This is a genomic window from Metabacillus arenae (genome assembly GCF_014773385.1).
GTDB classification, from domain to species: domain Bacteria; phylum Bacillota; class Bacilli; order Bacillales; family Bacillaceae; genus Metabacillus_D; species Metabacillus_D arenae.
Window position 1 is genome coordinate 198,840 of record NZ_JACXAI010000004.1, and the last position, 22,478, is coordinate 221,317.

25 protein-coding genes are annotated in these 22,478 nt (G+C 37.9%); 14 read left to right on the plus strand and 11 right to left on the minus strand.

The window, feature by feature from the left end; genetic code table 11:
• The first annotated feature begins 752 nt into the window (after positions 1-752).
• From IC621_RS05310 to melA, 5 genes are all read left to right on the plus strand, one after another.
• Positions 753-2,027, plus strand: a complete 1,275-nt coding sequence (locus IC621_RS05310; protein ID WP_191156477.1) for an ABC transporter substrate-binding protein — start codon at positions 753-755, stop codon at positions 2,025-2,027.
• Positions 2,028-2,097: 70 nt separating this feature from the next.
• On the plus strand, positions 2,098-3,045 hold the full coding sequence (locus IC621_RS05315) for a carbohydrate ABC transporter permease (RefSeq protein WP_191156478.1): 948 nt from the start codon (positions 2,098-2,100) through the stop codon (positions 3,043-3,045).
• Between the two features lies 1 nt (position 3,046).
• Positions 3,047-3,877, plus strand: coding sequence for a carbohydrate ABC transporter permease (locus IC621_RS05320; RefSeq protein ID WP_191156480.1), 831 nt, complete (start codon positions 3,047-3,049; stop codon positions 3,875-3,877).
• Between the two features lie 95 nt (positions 3,878-3,972).
• Positions 3,973-4,866: an AraC family transcriptional regulator gene (locus tag IC621_RS05325; protein ID WP_191156481.1), complete on the plus strand. Its 894-nt coding sequence runs from the start codon at positions 3,973-3,975 to the stop codon at positions 4,864-4,866.
• A gap of 280 nt (positions 4,867-5,146) precedes the next feature.
• Entirely contained in the window at positions 5,147-6,667 is a 1,521-nt protein-coding gene (gene melA, locus IC621_RS05330) for an alpha-glucosidase/alpha-galactosidase (protein WP_191156483.1), read from the plus strand.
• A 473-nt stretch (positions 6,668-7,140) separates the two neighbouring features.
• Here melA and IC621_RS05335 read toward each other — a convergent pair whose 3' ends face one another.
• The 6 genes from IC621_RS05335 to IC621_RS05360 all read right to left on the minus strand — a co-directional run bounded on the left by IC621_RS05335 (position 7,141) and on the right by IC621_RS05360 (position 11,289).
• On the minus strand, positions 7,141-7,329 hold the full coding sequence (locus tag IC621_RS05335) for a YfhD family protein (RefSeq protein WP_191156485.1): 189 nt from the start codon (positions 7,327-7,329) through the stop codon (positions 7,141-7,143).
• A gap of 79 nt (positions 7,330-7,408) precedes the next feature.
• Positions 7,409-7,537, minus strand: coding sequence for a YfhE family protein (locus IC621_RS05340; RefSeq protein ID WP_191156487.1), 129 nt, complete (start codon positions 7,535-7,537; stop codon positions 7,409-7,411).
• 231 nt (positions 7,538-7,768) lie between these two features.
• A complete protein-coding gene (locus IC621_RS05345; RefSeq protein WP_191156489.1) occupies positions 7,769-8,329 on the minus strand; it encodes a GNAT family N-acetyltransferase in 561 nt (186 codons plus the stop codon).
• Positions 8,330-8,622: 293 nt separating this feature from the next.
• Complete coding sequence (locus tag IC621_RS05350; RefSeq protein WP_191156491.1) at positions 8,623-9,759, minus strand: amidohydrolase; 1,137 nt, start codon at positions 9,757-9,759, stop codon at positions 8,623-8,625.
• 52 nt (positions 9,760-9,811) lie between these two features.
• Positions 9,812-10,354 carry a GrpB family protein gene (locus IC621_RS05355; protein ID WP_191156492.1) on the minus strand — a complete coding sequence of 181 codons (543 nt, stop codon included), beginning with the start codon at positions 10,352-10,354 and terminating at the stop codon, positions 9,812-9,814.
• A gap of 14 nt (positions 10,355-10,368) precedes the next feature.
• Positions 10,369-11,289, minus strand: coding sequence for a TIGR01777 family oxidoreductase (locus tag IC621_RS05360; protein ID WP_191156493.1), 921 nt, complete (start codon positions 11,287-11,289; stop codon positions 10,369-10,371).
• A gap of 234 nt (positions 11,290-11,523) precedes the next feature.
• Between IC621_RS05360 and recX the strand changes: the two genes are divergently transcribed.
• Both recX and IC621_RS05370 read left to right on the plus strand, forming a co-directional pair.
• Entirely contained in the window at positions 11,524-12,327 is an 804-nt protein-coding gene (gene recX, locus IC621_RS05365; protein WP_191156494.1) for a recombination regulator RecX, read from the plus strand.
• A 577-nt stretch (positions 12,328-12,904) separates the two neighbouring features.
• The gene (locus IC621_RS05370; protein ID WP_191156495.1) at positions 12,905-13,234 is read left to right on the plus strand and encodes a YfhH family protein; all 330 of its coding nucleotides are present in this window, start codon (positions 12,905-12,907) and stop codon (positions 13,232-13,234) included.
• A gap of 21 nt (positions 13,235-13,255) precedes the next feature.
• Here the strand turns inward: IC621_RS05370 and IC621_RS05375 are convergent, their stop codons facing one another.
• Together IC621_RS05375 and IC621_RS05380 are read right to left on the minus strand one after the other, a co-directional pair.
• Positions 13,256-13,408, minus strand: a complete 153-nt coding sequence (locus tag IC621_RS05375) for a YpzG family protein (RefSeq protein ID WP_191156496.1) — start codon at positions 13,406-13,408, stop codon at positions 13,256-13,258.
• Positions 13,409-13,429: 21 nt separating this feature from the next.
• Positions 13,430-13,603: a small, acid-soluble spore protein K gene (locus tag IC621_RS05380; RefSeq protein WP_191156497.1), complete on the minus strand. Its 174-nt coding sequence runs from the start codon at positions 13,601-13,603 to the stop codon at positions 13,430-13,432.
• Positions 13,604-13,713: 110 nt separating this feature from the next.
• Between IC621_RS05380 and IC621_RS05385 the strand changes: the two genes are divergently transcribed.
• A complete protein-coding gene (locus IC621_RS05385) occupies positions 13,714-13,980 on the plus strand; it encodes a YfhJ family protein (protein WP_191156498.1) in 267 nt (88 codons plus the stop codon).
• Between the two features lie 74 nt (positions 13,981-14,054).
• On the opposite strand, the gene IC621_RS05390 is transcribed toward IC621_RS05385, so the two are convergent.
• Positions 14,055-15,035, minus strand: coding sequence for a metal-dependent hydrolase (locus IC621_RS05390; protein ID WP_191156499.1), 981 nt, complete (start codon positions 15,033-15,035; stop codon positions 14,055-14,057).
• A gap of 153 nt (positions 15,036-15,188) precedes the next feature.
• Here IC621_RS05390 and mutY point away from each other — a divergent pair, with 153 nt between their 5' ends.
• Complete coding sequence (gene mutY / locus IC621_RS05395) at positions 15,189-16,319, plus strand: A/G-specific adenine glycosylase (protein WP_191156501.1); 1,131 nt, start codon at positions 15,189-15,191, stop codon at positions 16,317-16,319.
• A gap of 140 nt (positions 16,320-16,459) precedes the next feature.
• Here mutY and IC621_RS05400 read toward each other — a convergent pair whose 3' ends face one another.
• Complete coding sequence (locus tag IC621_RS05400) at positions 16,460-16,684, minus strand: hypothetical protein (protein WP_191156503.1); 225 nt, start codon at positions 16,682-16,684, stop codon at positions 16,460-16,462.
• 108 nt (positions 16,685-16,792) lie between these two features.
• Between IC621_RS05400 and fabL the strand changes: the two genes are divergently transcribed.
• The 5 genes from fabL (at position 16,793) to IC621_RS05425 (ending at position 20,960) form a co-directional block, all read left to right on the plus strand.
• Positions 16,793-17,542 (plus strand): enoyl-[acyl-carrier-protein] reductase FabL, encoded by a 750-nt coding sequence (gene fabL, locus IC621_RS05405; RefSeq protein WP_396652975.1) that lies wholly within the window; start codon positions 16,793-16,795, stop codon positions 17,540-17,542.
• Between the two features lie 72 nt (positions 17,543-17,614).
• Positions 17,615-17,803 carry a gamma-type small acid-soluble spore protein gene (locus tag IC621_RS05410; protein WP_191156508.1) on the plus strand — a complete coding sequence of 63 codons (189 nt, stop codon included), beginning with the start codon at positions 17,615-17,617 and terminating at the stop codon, positions 17,801-17,803.
• A 200-nt stretch (positions 17,804-18,003) separates the two neighbouring features.
• On the plus strand, positions 18,004-18,261 hold the full coding sequence (locus IC621_RS05415) for a YgaB family protein (protein ID WP_191156509.1): 258 nt from the start codon (positions 18,004-18,006) through the stop codon (positions 18,259-18,261).
• A 284-nt stretch (positions 18,262-18,545) separates the two neighbouring features.
• Complete coding sequence (ntdP, locus tag IC621_RS05420) at positions 18,546-19,070, plus strand: nucleoside tri-diphosphate phosphatase (RefSeq protein WP_191156511.1); 525 nt, start codon at positions 18,546-18,548, stop codon at positions 19,068-19,070.
• 144 nt (positions 19,071-19,214) lie between these two features.
• Entirely contained in the window at positions 19,215-20,960 is a 1,746-nt protein-coding gene (locus IC621_RS05425; RefSeq protein ID WP_191156513.1) for an ABC transporter ATP-binding protein, read from the plus strand.
• 103 nt (positions 20,961-21,063) lie between these two features.
• Here the strand turns inward: IC621_RS05425 and IC621_RS05430 are convergent, their stop codons facing one another.
• Positions 21,064-22,392: an IS4 family transposase gene (locus IC621_RS05430; RefSeq protein WP_191156515.1), complete on the minus strand. Its 1,329-nt coding sequence runs from the start codon at positions 22,390-22,392 to the stop codon at positions 21,064-21,066.
• Between the last annotated feature and the right edge of the window lie 86 nt (positions 22,393-22,478).

Sequence of the window (22,478 nt, forward strand, 5' to 3'; positions counted from 1 at the left end):
AAGTATTAACGTGTTAAAGAGTGTTGTCGTTGTCTAGCTCCAGGCGCCATCGGCTCGAGGTCATAAGCCAATCCGTCAAGAAGGTTAAAGAACAACCTTCATGCCGGCTCATCTTATGCTTGTCGCCGATAGGCGGGCGCCTTGCGCTTTTCGTTCGGCTTATTTTCATCGCGTATCTTTTAATATAGAATTTCTGGGGCTGACAATTTTTGAATGCTGTCTTCATACTCTTTAGACACAAAAGCATAGAAATTAAATCAATCGTTTATCTCCTATCACAGAGGAATACCTGGAAATAGAAAGTTAGGATTTTATACATGCTTTCTTGGAAGAGGTTAGGATTGTGTATTTGCAGCTATGTTTAATAAATATATACTTACTTTTATAAGAAGGATTTTGGTGTTCTATAAATATCTCATCACATGAATGGTTTGGAGGGAGGACAGACTTAAATAGGACTGCGTTAGTGTTTTTGGATTAGTGGATTAATGAAGAAAAAAAGATTTAAAAAGAACTTTACTAACACTAAGTTAGAAATCTACGATTACAAAAGGAAAATCGGGTTAGAATTTTTCTGAAAATGTAAGCGCTTTTATTATTGGAGACAGTGTAATTACTTAAGAGGTGTATTTTCTGCCATCCTGCTGTATTTACTTTCTTTAAAGTGTTTTATTATCATTCTTTCTTATCATATTCCTTATGTTTCTTAAAGAAATGTAGAAAATTGAATATTAAATGGGGGATGAAAAACAATGAGGAAAAATCTATTTAGAGGTGCTAGTTTGTTCCTGATTTTAATTATTGTTGGATCACTATTATCTGCTTGCAGTTCAAAATCATCAGGTACAGGAGAGAATGGAGAGGTTACCTTAAAGGTTCTGGATTGGAACGGAACAAACACAAAAGAGACAGAGAAAATGGTCAAAGAAACGGTGGAAAAAGAATTGCCAAATGTAAAGCTTGAATTTGAATACATTAACTGGGACACGGATTTTAGTTCGGTCATGCAAACACGAATCGCTGGTAAACAATTACCTGACATTATCATGATCAAAGGTGGAGACCACCCGAAATACACTGAACACTTAATGGATCTATCCTCAGAAGAGTTTATGAATGAATTCCCAGAAGATATCCGTAAAGCTCTGCAAATTGACGGCAAAGATTATGCGGTTCCTTATACATCGAATTTTCAAGGGGTATTTTACAATAAAAGAATTTTTGCTGAGAACAATATTGAAATCCCAAAAACATGGGATGAGTTAATGGCAGTAGCTGAATCATTACAGAGCAAAGGTATTACGCCGTTTACTTCTCACTTTAAGGATTACCAAATTGGGAATTCCTTCAACCAGTTTGCAACAATTGAAGTATTTTCAAAAAATCCAACCTGGGGATCTGATTTGCAAAAAGGGGATGTCTCCTTTGCAACGTCGCCTGAATTCAAAACTGTATTTAAGCATTTTGAAGATCTTTACAGCTACTCAAACAAAGATCCATTTGGTTTAGATTTCACGGGAGCAGCAGAAATGTTTGCAAAAGAGGAAACAGCGATGTGGATCATCGGTACTTGGTCAACGGCTCAAGTGCTGAAAAACAATCCTGATCTTGAAATTGGGTTCTTCCCAACTCCAGCAATGGATGAAAGCAATACAAAAATCATCATGCAACCGGACCACACATTCTCTGCAAGTGCCACAACCAAACACCCAAAAGAAGTGAAACAGGTTTTAGAAATTTTTGCAACAAATAAAGAAATGGCTAAAAAGTACATTGACCTTGTTCAAACAGAGAGTTTATTACCAGATGTTGTTTCCGAAGTAGAAGCCCCATATGTAGAGGATATTAACACATATAAGAGCCTTGGGGCCGCAAATGCGAACGTAGGGAACGTGCAGATTCCTTGGCCATATCAAGAACAAAGCGGAAGCTATATCGCGGAATGGCTATTAGGAGACAAGACATTGGAGGAAGCATTAAAAGCCACTGATGATTACAAAACAAAGGTGAAATTTGCAAAGGAATAATTCTACTTGTTCGAATAAGGGGAACGAAAATTGTTCCCCTTCTAAATTTACTTTGTAATGGGGTGTTTTTATGAATCTAGGAGAGAAGAATGCTCGGGCATCAAGTACAATGATTCCGAGTAAATCCATTCTCGTTGTCCATAAAAAGAAAATGGTGAGCTCAAAAAACATTCAATATTATTTGTTGCTGCTTCCTCCTTTGCTTTTTTTTATGGTCGCAATGATCATCCCGCTTTTGATGGGAATCTACAATTCATTTACGGATTGGGACGGCATTAGCTTGACGAAAAATTGGATAGGTATTACGAATTACATTGAAATTTTTAAAGACGACATGTTTATTAATTCGTTTATATTTACTGGACTGTTTATGATTTTTAATACGATCATTCAAAATGTGGCGGCTTTTTTGTTTGCTGTGATGCTCGATAGCAGCATTAAAGCAAAAAATTTCTATCGAACCATCATTTTTGCGCCCGTTTTATTAAGCCCTATTTTAGTCGGTCAAATTTGGACGAAAATGTACGGGACAATCCTACCAAGAATCAATGAGCTGCTCGGACTTAACATCGATTTTAATTTGTTTTCAAGCCCTGACACTGTCTTAACCGGACTTGTTATAGCGAATAACTGGCAATGGATTGGGTATTGGATGCTCATTTATTTAGCGGGTCTTCAGGCTGTTCCAAAGGATATTTATGAGGCATGTACGGTCGACGGAGGAAATTGGTGGCAAAAGTTTTTTCATATTACTATCCCAATGTTAGCACCATCTATCACCATTTGCACGATAGGAATTGCAACAGGAAGTTTAAAGGTGTTTGAATTAATTGTCGCATCGACAGGAGGAGGCCCAGGTGATTCATCTAAATCGACGATAATGGACATCTATGACAGCGCCTTTATGTCTCAACAATCCAGTTATGCATCTGCGATGAGTGTTGTGTTTATGCTTGTATTACTAGTTTTCGCTTACATTCAGCTGAAGGTTTTACGTAAAAGGGAGGTCGAATTATAACATGAAAAAAAGGTACAACAAAGGAACGCTTCTTATTCAAGTAATTGTGACCATTATTGCCCTATTTTATTTGCTGCCTTTTTTAGTGGTATTCCTTTATGCATTTAAGTCGCCGCAAGAGCTTATTCATTCATCTCCTTTCTCTTTACCTGAGAAGTTTGAATGGGATAATTTCTCGCAAGCATTTGAAGCCTTAAACTTTTTACAAAGCTTTGGGAACACCTTTTTCATCACGGCAAGTGCGGTCTTGCTACTCATTTTGCTAAGCGGAATGGCGGCCTATTCGATTGTAAGAGGAGGAAACAAATTTTTTAATGGGTCGTATATGTTTTTTATTGCTGGAATCCTAATCCCGTATCAAGTTATTTTTGTACCAATGTTTGTGCTTGGCAGCAATTTGGGGTTTATTAACAACCATTTTGGAGTCATTTTTCTGTATGTTGGGACGAGTCTTCCATTTGCCATTTTTGTCATGACAGGATTTATGAAAACCATACCTAAAGAAATTGAAGAAGCGGCTTTTATCGATGGATGCTCCATCATCCGCACATTTTGGGTGATTATTTTGCCTATGTTAAAGCCTGTTGCCGCGGCACTTACGATTATTTTATCGCTTCAAATCTGGAACGACTATCTTCTGCCGCTGCTCTTTTTATCAGACAACAGTATGAAAACACTCACAGTTATGCAAGCCACCTTATTTAGTGCATTTGAAACAAATTTTAATGTAGGATTTGCCGGGATTATCCTTTCTTCATTGCCAATCTTAATTTTATCCCTTTTCATGCAAAAATATTTTGTGAAGGGTATAACGATGGGTTCTGGAAAGTAAACAAGTGCAATCGGGAAAGTTTAATAGGGATAAAATTTTTAAGAATTATTGATTCCAGATAATAGGTAGAAATTTATATAAGTTGGAGATTTGTTATGAATAATATTAGTTTATATGAAAGTGAATTATTAACAAACCATTATCATCCTAAAGTTTTTGCTTATTATTTTAAGAAATGGGAAAGTTACGATATGGCATTTCATACTCATAATGAGGTTGAAATTATGTATGTGATCGATGGAAAATGTATCGTCGATACAGAAGAAGAGTCGGTTTCGATGAAAAAAGGTGACTTTATTTTATTAGATTCTAATGTGTCACATCGTTTGATTGTAGAAAAAAATACTCCATGTCGTATACTAAACGTTGAATTTTCCTTTATAAAAAAAGAAAGACGCTTTCCATCGATTAAGGAATTGGCGGCTGAAAACAAGAACTTAGCTGAATTATTATTACTAAATCGTCCATATGTTGTATTGAAAGACCCAAATGAAATTTACCATACTTTAAAAAATCTAGTTTTAGAAATGGACAAGAAGGAATCGGAACAGGAAATTATGATCCAACTCCTTTTGGCTCAATTACTCATTCAAATTGCCCGAATGGTTGTTGAGGAAAGCGGAAAAAAGAGCGAACAACAACAAGCAAATGTATATGTGAAAAAGACAATTGAGTATCTCCACCATAACTATGATTGTGATATTCAAGTGAAAGATATTGGCCAGGCGGTAAATCTGCATCCAGGATACCTTCATCGAATTTTCAAAAAACAGACAGGGTCTACCATTATGGAATACTTGACTTCACTAAGAATGGAAAAAGCTAAAATGTTGTTGGCGGATACAGATATTCCAGTCATTGAAATATCTTATTATATTGGTATTAATAGTCGTCAATATTTTAGCCTCCTTTTTAAAAAGTATACAAATAAAACACCCATTGAATATAGGAAATCCGTCGAACAGAATATTGTTAAATTTGGTAGATGATTACTAACCATAACACAGCTCATAACATTGTATTGTAGTATTTTTAAATAGTATCTTATCAACTAACCGACAGCAGGTGCATTCTGCCAGTAAAAAGTCTGATTTAAGTCATTAAAAAAATTACTTAGAGACTTTGGATTAGAAAGTAAAAGAGTCCAAATATGAAGTTAAAATATTATACATTTTTAAATTAGAAAAGTTATAACCTTGAAAACGTTTTCTGATCTATGGTGATAGAATTATATTTATAAAGTATTAATATAGTAAAGGAGCGTCTGGAATGTCATTTAAAATTGCATTCATCGGAGCAGGAAGTATTGGTTTTACGAGAGGGCTTTTACGAGATCTGCTTGCTGTACCAGAATTTCATAACATTGAGGTTGCGTTTACCGATATTAATTCTGAAAATTTAGATATGGTTACACAGCTTTGCCAACGGGATATTGATGAAAATCGTCTAAATATAAAGATTCATGCCACACAAAATCGAAGAGAAGCATTAAGAGATGCAAGATACATATTTTCCGTCGTTCGAATAGGCGGACTTGAAGCATTTCAATCCGATGTCGACATTCCACTCAAATATGGGATTGATCAGTGTGTAGGTGATACGCTTTGTGCGGGCGGCATAATGTACGGTCAGCGTGGGATTTCTGAAATGCTTACTATTTGCAAAGATATCCGTGAAGTTGCAGAACCTGATTGTTTGTTACTTAACTATGCGAATCCAATGGCTATGCTGACATGGGCTTGCAGGAAATATGGCGGAGTTAGAACAATTGGTTTATGCCACGGTGTTCAAGGCGGACATAGACAAATTGCGAAGGCATTTGGATTAAAAAAGGAAGAAGTCGACATTATTTGTGCCGGAATAAATCATCAAACATGGTACATCAGCGTGAAACATAATGGTGAAGATCTAACAGGTAAGATATTGGAAGCTTTTGAAAACCATCCTGAGTTTTCTGTTACAGAAAAAGTCAGAATTGATATGTTAAGACGCTTTGGCTACTACAGTACAGAATCCAATGGCCACTTAAGTGAATATGTACCATGGTACCGCAAACGGCCGGAAGAAATTAACGAGTGGATTGATCTTGGTATGTGGATCAATGGAGAAACAGGCGGGTATTTACGGGTATGCACGGAAGGAAGAAATTGGTTTAAAACAGACTTTCCAAATTGGCTAAAAGAACCAGCAATCGAATTCAAGCAAGAAAATCGAGGAGAAGAACACGGTTCTTATATTATTGAGGCGCTAGAAACAGGACGATTATATAGAGGTCATTTCAATGTTGTTAATAACGGTGTGATTTCGAATCTGCCAGATGATGCCATCATTGAGGCACCAGGATATGTAGACCGCAACGGAATTAGTATGCCGCAAGTTGGGGATCTCCCACTAGGGTGTGCAGCTGTTTGTAATGTGAGTATCTCAGTTCAACGACTTGCGGTCGAAGCTGCAGTCAATGGAGATGATACCCTCCTGCGGCAAGCCATGATGATGGATCCACTTGTTGGAGCTGTTTGTAATCCAAAAGAAATTTGGCAATTAACCGATGAAATGTTGGTGGCTCAAGAACGATGGCTTCCGCAATATACAAAAGCTATTGCACAAGCAAAAGAAAGGTTTTCATCAGGAAGCCTTATCCCGACTAAAAATTATAAAGGTGCAGCCCGTCTGAAAGTAAAGTCGGTTGCGGAAATGACTCAAAATAAAGAAGCTGCACGGAAAAATGCCGGCGAATCGGATAAAGCAATTGATCGTCCGTCAGCGGTGAAAGTAGAAACAAGTTCATAGGCTTAAAAAATTTAAGTTAATTAAAGCAACAATATCATTGAAATGAAGGGGTCAACCTTTAAATAGTTATCCACAAGCAAAAGGTTTGGGAAATAAAGAAATCACAAGTTTTTCCCCAGTATCCACAGAAAACACTAAAGTTATTAACAAAAATCTGTGTATAGAATAGGATTTGCCGATAAAGGTTTTTAATGTTAATCCACATTGTTCACAGGGGTGTGGATAACGTTATCCCACTCTTAATCAAACTAAAAGAATATAGTTGAGGACGTTTACCCAAAGCGGTCAATCGAATCCTCAATTTCTCACCACAAAAGAGGATGGAAGGTTTCAATTTTTTATACGTAATGGAATATGTCGACCGGCTTTTTGTACTGAAGATAAAAGAAATGTTGAGGAATTAAAACATAAATAAAATTGACTAAATCTTTTCAAATAAGAAGGGAGTCATAGATCTGACTCCCTTCATTACTTTATTTTTTCACACGCTGGCGTTGGTTTGCAGCGTTTGAGCGAGCTTGAGCTTCTAAATCAGCTTGGTCCGCTAACTCACGAGAGTATTCTTCATCAACACCATCTGATGGTTTCTTCAAATTTTTTGGAACCTGAGGCAATGAGCTTTTATTATGATCACGTGATTTTTGTTTATGTGCTCTACCCATTATAAGCCCTCCTTTTGATGAACAATGTAGTACTGTTCTTTAATTAGGATGGCTTTTTTTAAAGGAAACATGTTGGAAGTTAATAGTTGTTACGGTTTTGCATACCAGAAGCGCGGTCTGCACGCTTGAATTCCTTCAAATAAGTAACCTCTTGCGCGCTTGAAAGAGTGCTTTTCGTTTTTTCGGTTTTTTTCTTCATAGTCGTCATCCTCCACAAGTTTTTTATGTACATGATTAGTTTCGACATCTATATACTTTCTCATTCAAAAGAACGAAAAGCTCTGAGCGCAGTCTTACGGTGACAAGCACAAGGAGAGCCGGCATGGAGGTTGTTCATTAACTTTTTGACGGATAGACTTGTGACCTCGAGCTGATGGCTCTTGGTGTGGACAATAATTAAAATTCTTAACAAAAAAAGGAACTCTCTAAAGAAAGTTCCTTAAGCTTCTTTCAAATGCTGATCCTCTTCTTCCTCTTGGAAGGTTCTCATTGTATATAATGTATAAAGGTCTTTGGGGATTTCAAAAAGATTGTATATATCCTTACCTTGATTTATTTCATCAAGCAATGCTTTTCTTGATTCATTGGCAAAGTTGGCATAAGGGAGTTTTTCAGCGGCTTTTGTAGAGCGAACATTCAATTTTCTAATGCGAAGAAAAATTGTTTCGATGCCTAATTCAAAAAATAATTCATTGAAAAAAGCATCCTTTCCCATTTGATTATAGCCTCTCCCATGATACGGCTTTCCAATCCATGTTCCGAGGAATCCAGCGCCATCTTGAATATCAAATAGGCTGATCGTCCCGATCGGGGAGCCCCATTCGTCAAGCATGGTTCTGGAGATTAATTCTCCGCGCTCTTCTGCCTCGATAATTTGTTTTGTTAAAAACATGTACTCTTCAAATGTGTTTGCTTTATGACGAACAAAAGGGAAGACATCTGGGTGCACCATTAATTCGTAAAGGGTATGACTGTCCTGAATTTCGCGCTTTTTTAACACTATTCTCCCTCCAACTTGAGGGCAGACGCATACGGACAGTCCGGGCCCACCCTCGAAATTTTTTTATCAAATTCACACAAAAAAATTCCGGGGTGGGAATCGAACCCACTAGAACCAGTGTAGCTGGTGGCGCACCATTTGCCTTCCCAATAAACAGCATTGGTCATTAAATTTTCTGGGAAAAGACTACAATTAATTAGCTCCATTTTCATTAAAAATTTGGCTTTGCAAAAATATATTACTCGATTCTTATAAAAAAGGAAACAACTTTTTTGAAAAAACTTATTGATTTGCTAAAAATGAGGGTTTTGCTGATAAACAATTTGCCCATCAACCATTGTCAACAGTGGCTTTGCAAGGTAATGGAATGGGTGGAAATTCCATAAAACAATGTCTGCATCCTTACCAGCTTCTAAGCTCCCTACACGGTCTTCAATACGTAAGTTTCTAGCGGCTGCTATCGTAATGCCTTCTATTGCTTTTTGTTCATCAAATCCTTCTCTGACGGCAATGGCTGCGGCTACATTTAAATATTGGATTGGAGTGTAGGGATGATCTGTTGTGATGGAAACCTCGACACCACTGTTAGCAAGGGCTTGATAAGTATTCCAGCTTTTGTTTTTTAACTCAACCTTAGAACGCCTAGTCAAGGTAGGGCCAACAGATACTTTCGCATTTCTCCCGGCAAATTCTTCTGCAATTAAATGACCTTCTGTACAATGCTCTATTCTGTAGTCAAGATCAAATTCCTCAGCAAATCTCATCGCAGAAATAATATCATCTGCCCGGTGAGCATGAATTCTAACAGGTATTTCCTTCTTTAGTGCTTTTCTGATTGCAATCGTACGAAAATCATCAAGTTCAGGAATATGCTTTATGTTGTAAAAAGCTTCTCTGAGCATCCCCATAATCCCCATTCGTGTAATCGAATCTTTATTTCCATGACTGTGGATTCTTTTAGGATTTTCACCAAGAGCAATCTTGAGCCCGGCTGTTTCCTGCAGGATCATTTTTGATATATTTGAACCATACGTTTTAATAACGGAAGTTGTTCCTCCGATCACATTTGCACTGCCTGGCATGATGTGTACGGTTGTTATTCCGTAAGCAATCGCATCTTTAAAAGCTGGATCTTGAGGATGAACACTGTCTAATGCGCGGATATGGGGAGTGAGCGGCTCGATCGTTTCATTTGCATCGTTTCCTGCCCAGCCTGTACCTTCATCGTATAAGCCCAAATGAGTGTGTACATCAATGAACCCGGGAAATAAAAACCGGTCACTGCAATTAATGACAACCGTTCCCTGCGGCGTATGCAAGCCCCGGCCAATTTCTTTAATTTTTCCATTCACAACCAGTAAATCTGTTTCATGTAAAACATTTGAAGTGATTGGATATATGTTCGCATTTTTAAACAAAAATCTTGCCATGGCAGACTCCTATCTACTGTTTATTTTGAAGTCTCAAATATCGAATTCCTTCTTAATTTTCCCAAACATTTTGCAAAGGTAATCCTTTTTCTGTTCTAGCAGCATCAATTACTTTTTGTATAAATTCCGTTTTTGAGCGGGTATATTCTTCCATAGTGTTCCCATGGTTTTTAGCAGAAATTTTCTTGATCTTTCCATATTCTTGCATTAATTCAGGATGAGCCCTCAAATAATCTCTTAATAGGAATTCGTTCCGTATATAGAATTCATCATTGAAAGGAATAACATGAATGTTATGTGACCAAGTCCCACTAGTATATTTTGAAAATAAATATCTTCCGCTCATATCTGTTTGAATATAGCGATAGCTCTCTGAATGAAACAGGGATTTGTAGTGTGCTGCTTCTTGAAATGGTGAAACCCCTGCGAAAATATCTATGATTGGCTTTGCGTCTTGACCTGGGATCGATGTACTTCCTATATGTTCAATGGATATCGCCTCTTCACCAAGAAGAGAAGAGATATGGCTTTTTTCAAGCTCAAAAGTCCTTATCCAATTCGGATCATACTTTATAATTTTTATTTCGCTTTTCATAGTTAAATCATCCTTCATTTTAATACAGGTTGCTTAGATGATCTTAATATGCTGACCAAAGCTTCTTCAAGATGAGGAAAAGAAAAGGTAAAGCCCGATATAAGAGCCTGCTTTGGCAGAACCTTTTGTCCCTCTAATACTAGGAGGCTCATTTCTCCTAATAAACCTTTTAATGCAAAAGATGGGGCAGGAATCCAATGGGGTCTGCCTAAAACCTTTGCTATTGTTTGACCAAAGGTTTTCATTTGCACAGGGTTTGGAGAAGCTGCGTTAACCGGCCCGGCAATTGTTGGCTGTTCAATAGCAAATTCGATCAGTCTTACAACATCGTCAACATGGATCCATGAAACCCATTGCTCACCTGAGCCTACTGTTCCGCCAGCAAAATATTTGTATGGGAGCACCATTTTGGGTAATGCCCCTTGTTCTCCTAAAATAATTCCAAAGCGGAGAAGAATGGTCCGGATTGAAAAGTCCTTGAACTGGCTTGCTTCATACTCCCAAGCTTCCACTGTGCTCGCAAGAAAATCATTTCCTTGCGGGGTGGATTTCTCTGTAAATGTCTCGGTTCTTGATGTTCCATAAATCCCAACAGCACTGGCATTAATCACTATAGAAGGCTTTTGATCTAAAAAATCAATGATTCTTATCAGTTCACGTGTAGATTTCACTCGACTTTGTACAATTTGCTGCTTAGCTTCCTCAGTCCAGCGGTCATTAATAGATTTACCCGCTAAATTAATGACTACATTAATCCCTTCAAGATATTTTTCAGGTGTAGATCCGTTGTTCATCCATTGAATATAGTGCAGCTTCGGATTAGAGGATTTTCTTTCTTTTCGTGATAATACATAAATATCATGACCTTTTTCAATCAGATAGTCAGCCAAATGCTGTCCTACGAATCCGGATCCGCCTGCTATCGCAATTTTCATATTCTCACCTCAAAATCGTCTATAGTAATACTTTTCCTGTTTTAGCAGTGAAAAACCTTTTTTAATCATTCTTTTTTAGCTTCTATAAAGTTGAAGTAATAAAGTTGTCCTTGTCTAGCTTTGAGCACCATCAGTCCATAGGTCACAAGCCAATTATTCAAGCAAGTACGGATCGTTTTGAGCTGCGCTTTTCGTTTTGAGCTATGCTAAAATAAAGCTGGAGGTGTATGCTAGATGCCGTTTATCACAAAAATTACAACCCAAAAGAAAAATTCAGAGAGATTTAATATTTATTTAGATGACAAGTATGCCTTCAGTGTAGATCAAGATATCTTTATTAAATATAGTCTTCAAAAAGGCAAAGAGCTGGATGAGCTGGATATGTTTGAGATCCAATATGGAGATGATGTAAAAAAAGCATTTAACATAGCAGTGAATTATTTAAGTTATCGCATGCGAGCAATCAGAGAAGTGATGGATTACCTTCGTCAAAAAGAAATAGATGATGCCGTTATCCAGGAAGTCATACATAAATTAAAGGAATATAACTATGTGAATGATTCAGAGTTCGCCAATAGCTATGTGCGGACTCAGTTTCAATCGAATCGAAAAGGTCCTGAGTTAATTCGGAAAGAGCTTGTCACAAAGGGGATAGATGTGAATGAGATCGAGGAGGCTCTATCCTTATATTCTGAGGAACAACAGATCGACGCAGCTTTATCTACAGCCGAAAAAGTAGTAAAAAAAGAAAATAGGCTTTCGACGACGGAAAGACGCCAAAAAATCGAACAAACGCTGGCTCGAAAAGGGTTTCCTTTCTCTATTATACACATTGTCCTTGAAGAAATTGATTATAAAAAAGATGAAAATGAAGAATGGGGAGCATTAAAGCTTCAGGCGGAAAAAGCGAAAAAGAAATATCGTTCAGAAGAATCATTTCAATATAAACTCAAAATGAAACAATTTTTATATCGAAAAGGCTTTGAGCTTGATTTAATTGAGCAATATTTGAATGAGGAAGAGGAGGACTTTATTTAATCATGATTTCACTTCTTCCGTCATCCAGTTTAGGCGATCCTTTTCGCGGACTCCTCTGCTGAGCGAAGGCGGCTTCTATCTCTTATATAATCGGGCTCTTTTCAAAAAAAGGTGTATCCAATCCGCCCTAAATCGACCCTTTCATATTCATGTCAATCATTTCATTTACATGTAAAAAAGAAAGGCTTTTAGAGGTCTGAAATGCCCAATTCCTGCGTTATTAATAAGAGTTGGAATAGAATGTCGTTCAAATACAGCGGCACTAAATTTTTCTACTGCATAAAAATTCGATATATCAAGGGGGAGAGATCGTACTTATTATGGTTGATGCCTTTAAATATTTCTTTAATTTCTCCCTGTTTGTAAGGACTTACCTAATTTTTTTCGTATTCAAAAGAGAGAGTCCGGCCAGTGACAAAAAATTGCCTCCTTTATCCTTAAATTATCACCCCAAAAAGATCTTGAATTAGAATAGAGGCTTATCTTGCTTAAGATCGTTTTATGAAAAGTTTTTGCAATAATAGTCTTTTCTAATTATACTTGCAGGAGAAAGAGGATTGTAAAGGGGATGCACAGCTTGGAAAAGCGTTATAGTGAGATGACTGAATTTGAATTGAAAACAGAGATTGCACAATTAAAAGAAAAAGCAAGGAAGGCAGAACAGCTCGGAATTATAAATGAATTTGCAGTTTTAGAAAGAAAAATTGCAATGGCGAAATCCTATTTATTAGATCCAAAGGACTTTGAACCAGGTAAGTCCTACCCAATCGAAGAAGCACCAGGAGAATACTTTAAAATCGATTATTTAAACGGCGTTTTTGCTTGGGGCTCACGATCGGTCACACCTAATAAAGAAGAGGCATTGCCAATTTCTATGCTGATAAATACGGACCGAGCAGGGAATTAATCCCTGCGTGATCCGTTTAAATTAAGATCGTTTACGTGTTTCGTTTTGCAAAATAATAAGATCTTGGGATAGCTGTGTTTCACCGTTAACTTGCGAGTGGGCATGCTTTGGGTTAGCCCATGGCTGCGGATAAGGTTGTTTTGTCCTTGCATGGTTCATCTTATTTTTTCCCATAAAGGCACCTCCAGGAAGAATTTATTGATAAGGGTGGTAATCTTTCTGACGCTGGCCTGACGCTCTCATCCGCTCCTGTGGATGAGTATTTGTCGTACCGTCTGCACGTTTTGAAGCATACTCAGCCTTAGCTCTTCCTTCACCTTCAAATTTATTATTATTTTGATTAGGGAAGCCGCGTACTTTATTTCTCATTCGGAACCCTCCATCATCGGTTAATTTGCGCTTTAACAGTGAAGCACAATATTAGTATTAGTCAAAGCAGTAAGTTTAACAAAGAAAATAATAGGATAGAGGTGTTGAATATGGAAACATATTTTGAACGGTTAACTAATTTGCTTTTAGAAAAAAATGACCGGCTTAGCTATGGACAAGCCAGAACCTGGGTTGAACTTTTATGGGAAGATTTTGAATCAAATTCAGCAAAAGCAGGAGATGTTTATAAAGGAAAAAATGTGACAGAAAGAATTGTCACTCAGTTAATCCAGCAATATGGGGACAAGCTGGACGAATTTGTGGCAACCAATCCAAAATATAAGCATCTTCTTGATAACGATCATTTGAAACATTAAAAGTGCCAAGCTCCGCAATAAAATGTACCCTATAGAGTAGACATTTAAAAAAAGTCTACCTATAGGGTACTTTTTTAGTCTGGTATCAAATGTAATTTTTTCCGCAGCTTTTCCTCACTGAAAATCCATCCAGTGTAAGAGCTGACTATTTCCAAATCATTGTCCAGCTGTACAATCGCGACAAACGGGTAATATCCCTTGCTTCGATAGCGAAGGTCAATAAATCGAACCTCAGAATGATCCTTATATTCATCGACCTCCCATCTATAAACAGGTGAAAAGGAAAGAAACGCGGATATGTTTTTATCCTTCATTGCCGCCTTTATCGTTTTTGTCTCAGGGAGTGGCACACGTTTATATCTATCTAAAATGACCACTTTTCCGTTCATAGCACGAGCGACATAAAAATGCTTTTCAGATATAACGGCAACCCGCCATTGGCGAAACTTTATCGTTGGTGAAATGATAATTTGTTCAATCTTTCCAACCTGCTGCTTGAGGTCATGAATAATTTGTCTTTTCATAATAAACCGGAGGATATAATATCCAACGATTACTGCGTACATTGTCAAAAAGGTATAGCCTGGATGTGCACCGAAAAGCCAAATGAAAATTCCGACCATATGAATGGTGAAAATAAACGGATCAAACGTATTAATAACACCCAAGGCAACCCATTTTTTTGAAAATGGCCTTAAAGCCTGTGTGCCATATGCATTAAATATGTCAACAAAAACATGAAGAATTACGGCTATAAACGTCCATGCCCACACATGGAAAATGTCAACATTTTGAAAAAAGAACATGATCAGCCCAGTAACTAAAAGCGGCCAAATGAAAACAGCCGGGATAGAATGGGTGATTCCTCGGTGATTTCGGATATAAATGGCATTATTTCTTAATTTTAAAATTGTATCAATATCAGGAGCTTGGGACCCGATTATGGTACCAATCATAACAGCAGCCGCTGTTTCTGTTTCGATTCCCACCATTGGATCAAGCGTTGCCAGCCCGCCTAAAGCGACTCCCATAACAACATGAGTTCCAGTATCCAAAGGGTAAACCTCCTTGCTTATTTAAAGGAGCTTAAATCATCCTTAACTATTATAAGTATGATATGATGCTTAGAGTTAACACAACTTATAAAATAGAGTCTATCATCTATTTTCCCACTTTTCATGGAATTTAACATTTAAAGGAGCATTCTGATGGTTGACTATGTAAAAGAAAAGCTAAAAACATTCAACATTTATGAATTTCAACAAGACCTTCTCGACTGGTATGACAAAGAAAAAAGGGATCTTCCATGGCGACAAGACCAAGATCCATATAAAGTTTGGGTTTCAGAAATTATGCTGCAGCAAACACGAGTGGACACTGTTATTCCTTACTTTCATCATTTTATAGAAAAATTTCCAACTATAAAAGCTTTAGCGGAGGCTGAGGAAGAGGAAGTCCTTAAGGCTTGGGAAGGTTTAGGGTATTATTCACGTGTCCGTAATCTTCAAGCTGCAGTGCGTGAGGTGCACGAGAGCTATAGCGGAATCGTTCCGGACACTCCGGATACACTTGGTTCGTTAAAGGGAGTAGGGCCTTACACAAAAGGAGCTATTTTGAGTATCGCATACAATATACCTGAGCCTGCCGTTGATGGAAACGTTATGAGAGTTGTTTCAAGGCTATTTTCTATTTGGGACGACATTGCAAAGCCCAAATCTAGAAAGATTTTTGAGGAAATCATTTATAAAATTATTTCAAAAGAAAACCCATCTGATTTTAACCAGTCCTTGATGGAGCTGGGAGCAATCATTTGTACTCCTGCTTCTCCAGCATGTCTCATCTGTCCTGTCCAAGAGCACTGTTCAGCCTTTGAAGAGGGAGTTGAGCGGGAGCTTCCCGTTAAAAGCAAAAAGAAAAAGCCTTTGCCAAAGCAAATCTCTGCAGTTGTACTGACAGATGACGAAGACAATTATTATATTCACAAGAGACCAGCAAGCGGACTGCTGGCAAACCTTTGGGAATTCCCTAACTTTGAAATGCTTGGTGATTTCCGTTCCTACAGAGAACTGCTTACTGAAGCAATGAAAGAAGAATACGGCGTAACTATGGAGCTCTCAGATATAAAAGGGACAATTCCGCATGTATTTAGCCATCTCATCTGGAACATATCTGTTTACTTTGCCAAAGTAGAAGACTCCTCTAACACAAAAGGCCTTATAAAAGTAAACAAAACAGAAATTCAACGCTATGCATTCCCAGTCTCACACCAAAAAATCATGCAGCTATATAAAGACAACCAAGCGTGCCACCAAGGGTGCCAGGCACCGAAGCAAGAGTAGGGTGCCAGGCACCGAAGCAAGAGTAGGGTGCCAGGCACCGAAGCAAGAGTAGGGTGCCAGGCACCGAAGTAAGAATAGGGTGCCAGGCACCGAAGTAAGAATAGGGTGCCAGGCACCACATTATGGCACCACATTATCCATTAGTCATAGGATGATCGGGTTCCGTGGGTGTAATCAGCTTCATTTCGCTGTAGGCCGCCGCGTTCTTCGATTTCTTGAACAATTTCGCGGTGGATTGTTTGTCCTTCTGCATTTAAGTAAGGCATGATTTGTTGAAGTGAGTGATGGAAATACGCTAATTCACTCTCTTTCCAATCACGCTTAGACATCATGGACAGCTCAGACATATCTCGTCCAACATACATTGTTTTGAGCCCCTTTCTCCAAAAGCATATTAACATGGATTGTTTTTTCGCCCTTATTGTTTGGTACAATAAGGGCATCTATACATATTTGAGGAGTTGAAAGAATTGATTGAAAGTAAAGTGGCATTAGTGACAGGAAGCAGCAGAGGAATCGGGAAAGCAACTGCCTTGAAGCTTGCTGAAAAAGGCTATAACATTGTGATAAATTATGCAAGAAGCAAAAAGGCAGCGTTAGAAACTGCTGAGGAAATAGAAAAATTAGGCGTAAAGGCAATAGTTGTTAAAGCGAATGTAGGACAGCCTGAAAAAATTAAAGAAATGTTTGCTCAAATTGAAGAAGCATTCGGAAGGCTGGATGTCCTAGTCAACAATGCAGCCTCGGGTGTTTTGCGTCCTGCATTAGAACTCGAGGAAAACCATTGGGATTGGACGATGAATATTAACAGCAAGGCACTTTTATTCTGTGCACAGGAAGCATCTAAACTAATGGAAAGGGCAGGCGGGGGATACATCGTAAGCATCAGCTCTTTAGGCTCCATCCGATATTTGGACAATTATACAACAGTTGGTGTTTCGAAAGCAGCTCTAGAGGCGCTGACTCGCTATTTAGCTGTCGAGCTTTCCTCACGCAATATTATTGTTAATGCTGTCTCTGGCGGAGCTGTCGATACAGAGGCATTAAAACACTTTCCAAACAGAGAAGAGCTGCTAGAAGATGCTAGAAATAATACACCAGCTGGAAGAATGGTTTCCATTGATGACATTGTGAATACGATTGATTTTCTTACCTCTGATAAAGCATCAATGATTCGCGGACAAACAATTATCGTTGATGGAGGACGGTCTCTTCTTGTTTAAAAAATTTTTTTAAAAAAAGTTGGATAATTGAATTGCCTCTTGGACATTATAAAGTTCGTGGAGGTGATAACAATGGCAAACAACCAACAACAACCGCAAGCGTCTAAAACAAACGCTCAACAAGTGAAAAAACAAAACCAAGCTGCTGCTCAAGGCCAATACGGTGCAGAATTCGCTTCTGAAACTGATGCGCAGCAAGTAAGACAACAAAACGCCCAAGCTCAACAAAAAAAAGCTCAACAACAACAAAATAACCAATAATTAAACATTGAAAGGCACTTCTTCTAACTCGGGAGAGGTGCCTTTTCAATTTGGAATTAGACTAAGCAGTGTTTTTTATAAGAAATCTTACTTCGACAAATGTTCTTAAACGTCTACATAAATAGTCAAAGGATTCGTATGATCTAAACAGAAATTTTATATGGAGAGTTAGCAAGTCGAAAATGAAAAAGGAGATACAAATGATTCAGTTTGATCAATTAGTTGGGGAACAATTAAAAACGATGGATAAGCTGCTTGAGCTTCAATCAGAAATCGAACGATGTCAAGAAATTGAAAGTCAGCTCTCAGATCTTGAGCATTCAGCACAGCTCGGAACCCTGCAAAAAGAAATCGAACATATGAAAAAAGAACTTTTGAATATTCAATGTATGTTTGAAAGACAAACAGAAGAAGTCATTGCTTCTTATCAGAAAAGTAAGGAAAAAACGATTGTCTAGTTCTTCCTATAAATGACCTTTAAATAAAGATACCGGTAATTCGGCTATCTATTCTTCATCTACTCTCCCACCGCGGGATACTTTATAAGTGATCGGCTTGTTCAGGACGAAACAAAAAAGTGTAACATAATCTTTATTAAATTTGGCCATTCTACACCGAATGGCTCTTTTGTTTTCAATTTAATAATGAAACCTTTATAATAAAGTATAAAAAAGTAAGCCTTTGTGAATGACTGAATCTAACTAGGATTTTACAAAGCGTCCACGGAAAGTAGGGGGAAAAAATGGGTTTTCCCAAGGAAGGGGATAAAATACAAATACATAGCTATAAGCACAATGGTCTCATTCATCGAATATGGGAGGAAACAACCATCCTAAAGGGGACGCAAGCATGTATCATCGCTGCAAATGACAGAACCACAGTTACCGAATCTGATGGAAGAACTTGGATTACAAGAGAGCCAGCCATCTGTTATTTCCATACTAGGCATTGGTTTAATGTGATTGGGATGATTCGAAATGATGGTATTTATTATTACTGTAATATTAGCTCCCCGTTTGTTTGGGATGACGAGGCATTAAAGTATATTGATTATGACCTCGATATTAAAGTCTTCCCTGATATGACCTTTAATTTGTTAGACGAGGATGAGTATGAGTACCATAGAAAACTGATGAATTACCCTGATGTCATTGATCTAATATTAAAAACCAATGTGGAAAAGCTAATTTGCTGGATCCGTCAGCGAAAAGGGCCTTTTGCACCTGAATTCATTGACCAGTGGTATGAACGGTATTTAATTATTTGAAATAGCATTCATGATTAATGCCTGCTCCTCAGGCAAATTGTGCTTTTGCCGGAGGTGACAGGCATTTTTGTGTAGTGAAAGGTACCAGGTACTCGCGGTTCCTGGAACCGTGAGTACCAAGTACAAAAGGATAGGGGGAGAACTATGGGTTCGATGAGACGGTATATGGCATTCGTTAAGCCTTATAAATGGCAGATTTTTGGAACGATATCGATTGGAATCCTTAAATTTGCCATTCCATTAGCCATACCGCTGCTTTTAAAATATGTTGTAGATGATATATTGCAAGGGAATCTTTCTGCAGATGAAAAAACATCGCGGCTATTTATGATTATGGGGATTGTATTTTTAGTTTTTACGGTTCTGCGTCCTCCGGTTGAATATTATCGGCAATATTTTGGGCAATGGGTTGGAAGTAAAATTTTATATGATATCCGCAACCAGCTTTTTACTCATTTGCAAAAGCTAAGCTTAAGATATTATGCGAATACCCGCGCCGGAGAAATCATTTCCAGAGTGATAAATGATGTTGAACAGACGAAGAACTTTGTCATTGTTGGTCTTATGAATGTTTGGCTGGATATTATCACTATTTTAATTGCTATCATTATTATGCTTTTTTTGGATATTAAATTAACGTTAGTATCGATTGTTCTATTTCCTTTATATGGACTATCGGTCAAGTATTTTTACAAAAAACTTCGCGATCTGACCCGCGTTCGTTCTCAGGCGCTTGCAGAAGTACAGGGACATTTGCATGAAAGGGTCCAAGGAATGCCGGTCATTAGAAGCTTTGCTATTGAAGATCACCAACAGCAGAAGTTTGATGAAGAGAACTCAAATTTTTTACAGAAAGCACTGAAACATACTGATTGGAATGCTAAAACCTTTGCGGTAGTCAATACGATAACCGATTTAGCTCCTCTCCTTGTTATCACCTATGCGGGCTATCAGGTTATTCAAAGAAATCTAACAATCGGGGAAATGGTAGCTTTTATCGGCTATATTGAACGTTTATATAATCCATTAAGACGGTTAGTAAACTCTTCAACTATTTTAACTCAAGCGGTAGCGTCAATGGATCGGGTATTTGAGTTAATGGATGAAAAGTATGATATTAAAGACAAACCTGATCCAATTGAAGCAAAAAATTTAAAGGGTAATGTGGAGTTTGATCATGTTACATTTCGTTACCAAGAGGACGAGCCTGTTGCTCTTCAGGATGTTTGCTTACATGTGAAACCTGGAGAAACTGTGGCTTTTGTAGGAATGAGCGGAGGAGGCAAATCGACACTAGTTAGTCTGATACCGCGATTTTATGATGTAACTTCAGGCAGGATTGTCATCGATGGCCATGATATTCGGGATTACCGTGCCCAGAGCTTAAGGGATCAGATTGGAATGGTCCTGCAGGATTCATTCTTGTTTAGCGATTCCATTAAAGAAAACATATTAGTTGGAAAACCTGATGCATCAGAGGAAGAGATAATCGAGGCTGCGAAAGCGGCAAATGCTCATGAGTTTATCTTAAAACTTCCAAAAGGGTATGACACTCCTGTAGGAGAGCGTGGAGTAAAGCTATCAGGCGGGCAGAAGCAGAGAATTTCAATTGCAAGGGTATTTTTGAAAAATCCTCCGCTCCTTATTTTAGATGAAGCGACTTCTGCTCTTGATTTAGAAAGTGAGCACTTAATTCAAGAAGCGTTAGAACAGCTCGCCAAAGATCGAACTACATTTATTGTGGCTCACCGCCTTTCGACAATTACGCATGCCGACAAGATTGTTGTGATTGAAAATGGAAGAATTATGGAAACCGGCCAGCACTTTGAGCTTATGGCGAGCCAGGATGGGGCTTATAAACGTTTATTCGATATTCAAATGTTGGATTAGACTTTAAGGAAAAGTGTGGACATGATGTTCACGCTTTTTTGAAATGTAAAAAAAGGGTTTAGTTATTTACTCAAACTTCGCAGACTGAAATCGACAAATAAGCCTAGATATAGTTAGGCAGACCGTGAATCCATTGCTGAAGTTGACTTTTAATTAGTTTTTGAATTGTTTTGTTTGACTTTTTTAGGGTATCTTCAAGAAGCTCTATTAACTGCTGTAAAGCAACAGCCCAATCGAGTTCATTTACTTCATCACAAAGTTCATAGAAGAGTCCACCTATGGTACGTTGGTCGCTGTTACAACGGTTTTGCCAAGATAATACAATATACCTTGAAAAGACAATGGTTGTATGGCTTATAAGTAAATCATAAGACATCCCTTGGAACTCTTTTTGTAGACGTAGTAGAGATTTGGTTGTCTTAAAGAAGACTTCAATATCCCAGCGCATTCCATAGATTCGAACAATTTCTTGTTCAGAAAGCGCACAGTCTGTGCTAAGAATCGCAAGCCATTCACTCTTTTTGTTGCGGTTTTGAACAAATACTACCTTTACTCGAACGCCATTTGCCATCGTTGTATGAATGGATCTCAAGATTCCTTTTTTATCTGAGACTGGCGCGGCAACCTTATACAGTTGTTTCAAAGAAAGCCTTTGATTGTTAATCAAATAACGTTGATTAGTGTCCTTGACCATACCAATCACGTCAAGACCAATCCCAACGATGGATTGTATAAGAGGTTGTTGTGTAAACCAAGTATCCATCAAAACATAATCAGCTGTTACACCTGCTTGTAATGCCCTTTCAATCATACTTGGAATGATGGTTGGAGCTGATTCCAGCGCTTCAACACGACGTTTATAGCCTGAGCAACGTTTATCAATCTTCTCGGAAATCCCGTTAATCTGTGCGTTCTTTGAACTCAATAAAGAGAAGTCGAGAGGCATGAAAGTACAGCCATCTGACCAACCAAGAGTGAGCATACGGAACCCTTTATAGAAACGTTTATGCAAAGAAGAATGATCCATACAACGTGCGAGAAGTTCAACCTTTTTACTGCGATTTCGATCATATTTGGAATCGTCAAATATCAACACTTTTGGACGATTTAAGTCTGTAAGACCATCCACTTTTTGAACGGCATGAGCACTTAAATAAGTTAAAAAGAGACGCCAAGCAAACATTGAATGATTCATAAAACGATAAACAGCGTCCTTAGCTGGGTAAGAATCTCCCTTCTTTGACTGTAAAAGGGTATACCAACTCTTATGATGAAAGATTAAACAGAATATTAGTTGAAACAAATAGGAAGCTGTGAAGCCAAACTTCTTTGTAATTCCAGCTTTTCGGAGATGTTTAAACATCTCTAATTCACTGAATACTGATTTTAATTCTTTTGATAGTTGATTGTTTTGGTCATTATGCTCTATCATATAGGAAGCACCTCTTCTGTTTGGTAGTGTTTTCTAGTCAATCACACTATACCAAAGTATGAGGTGTTTTTTGTATTATTTAAGCA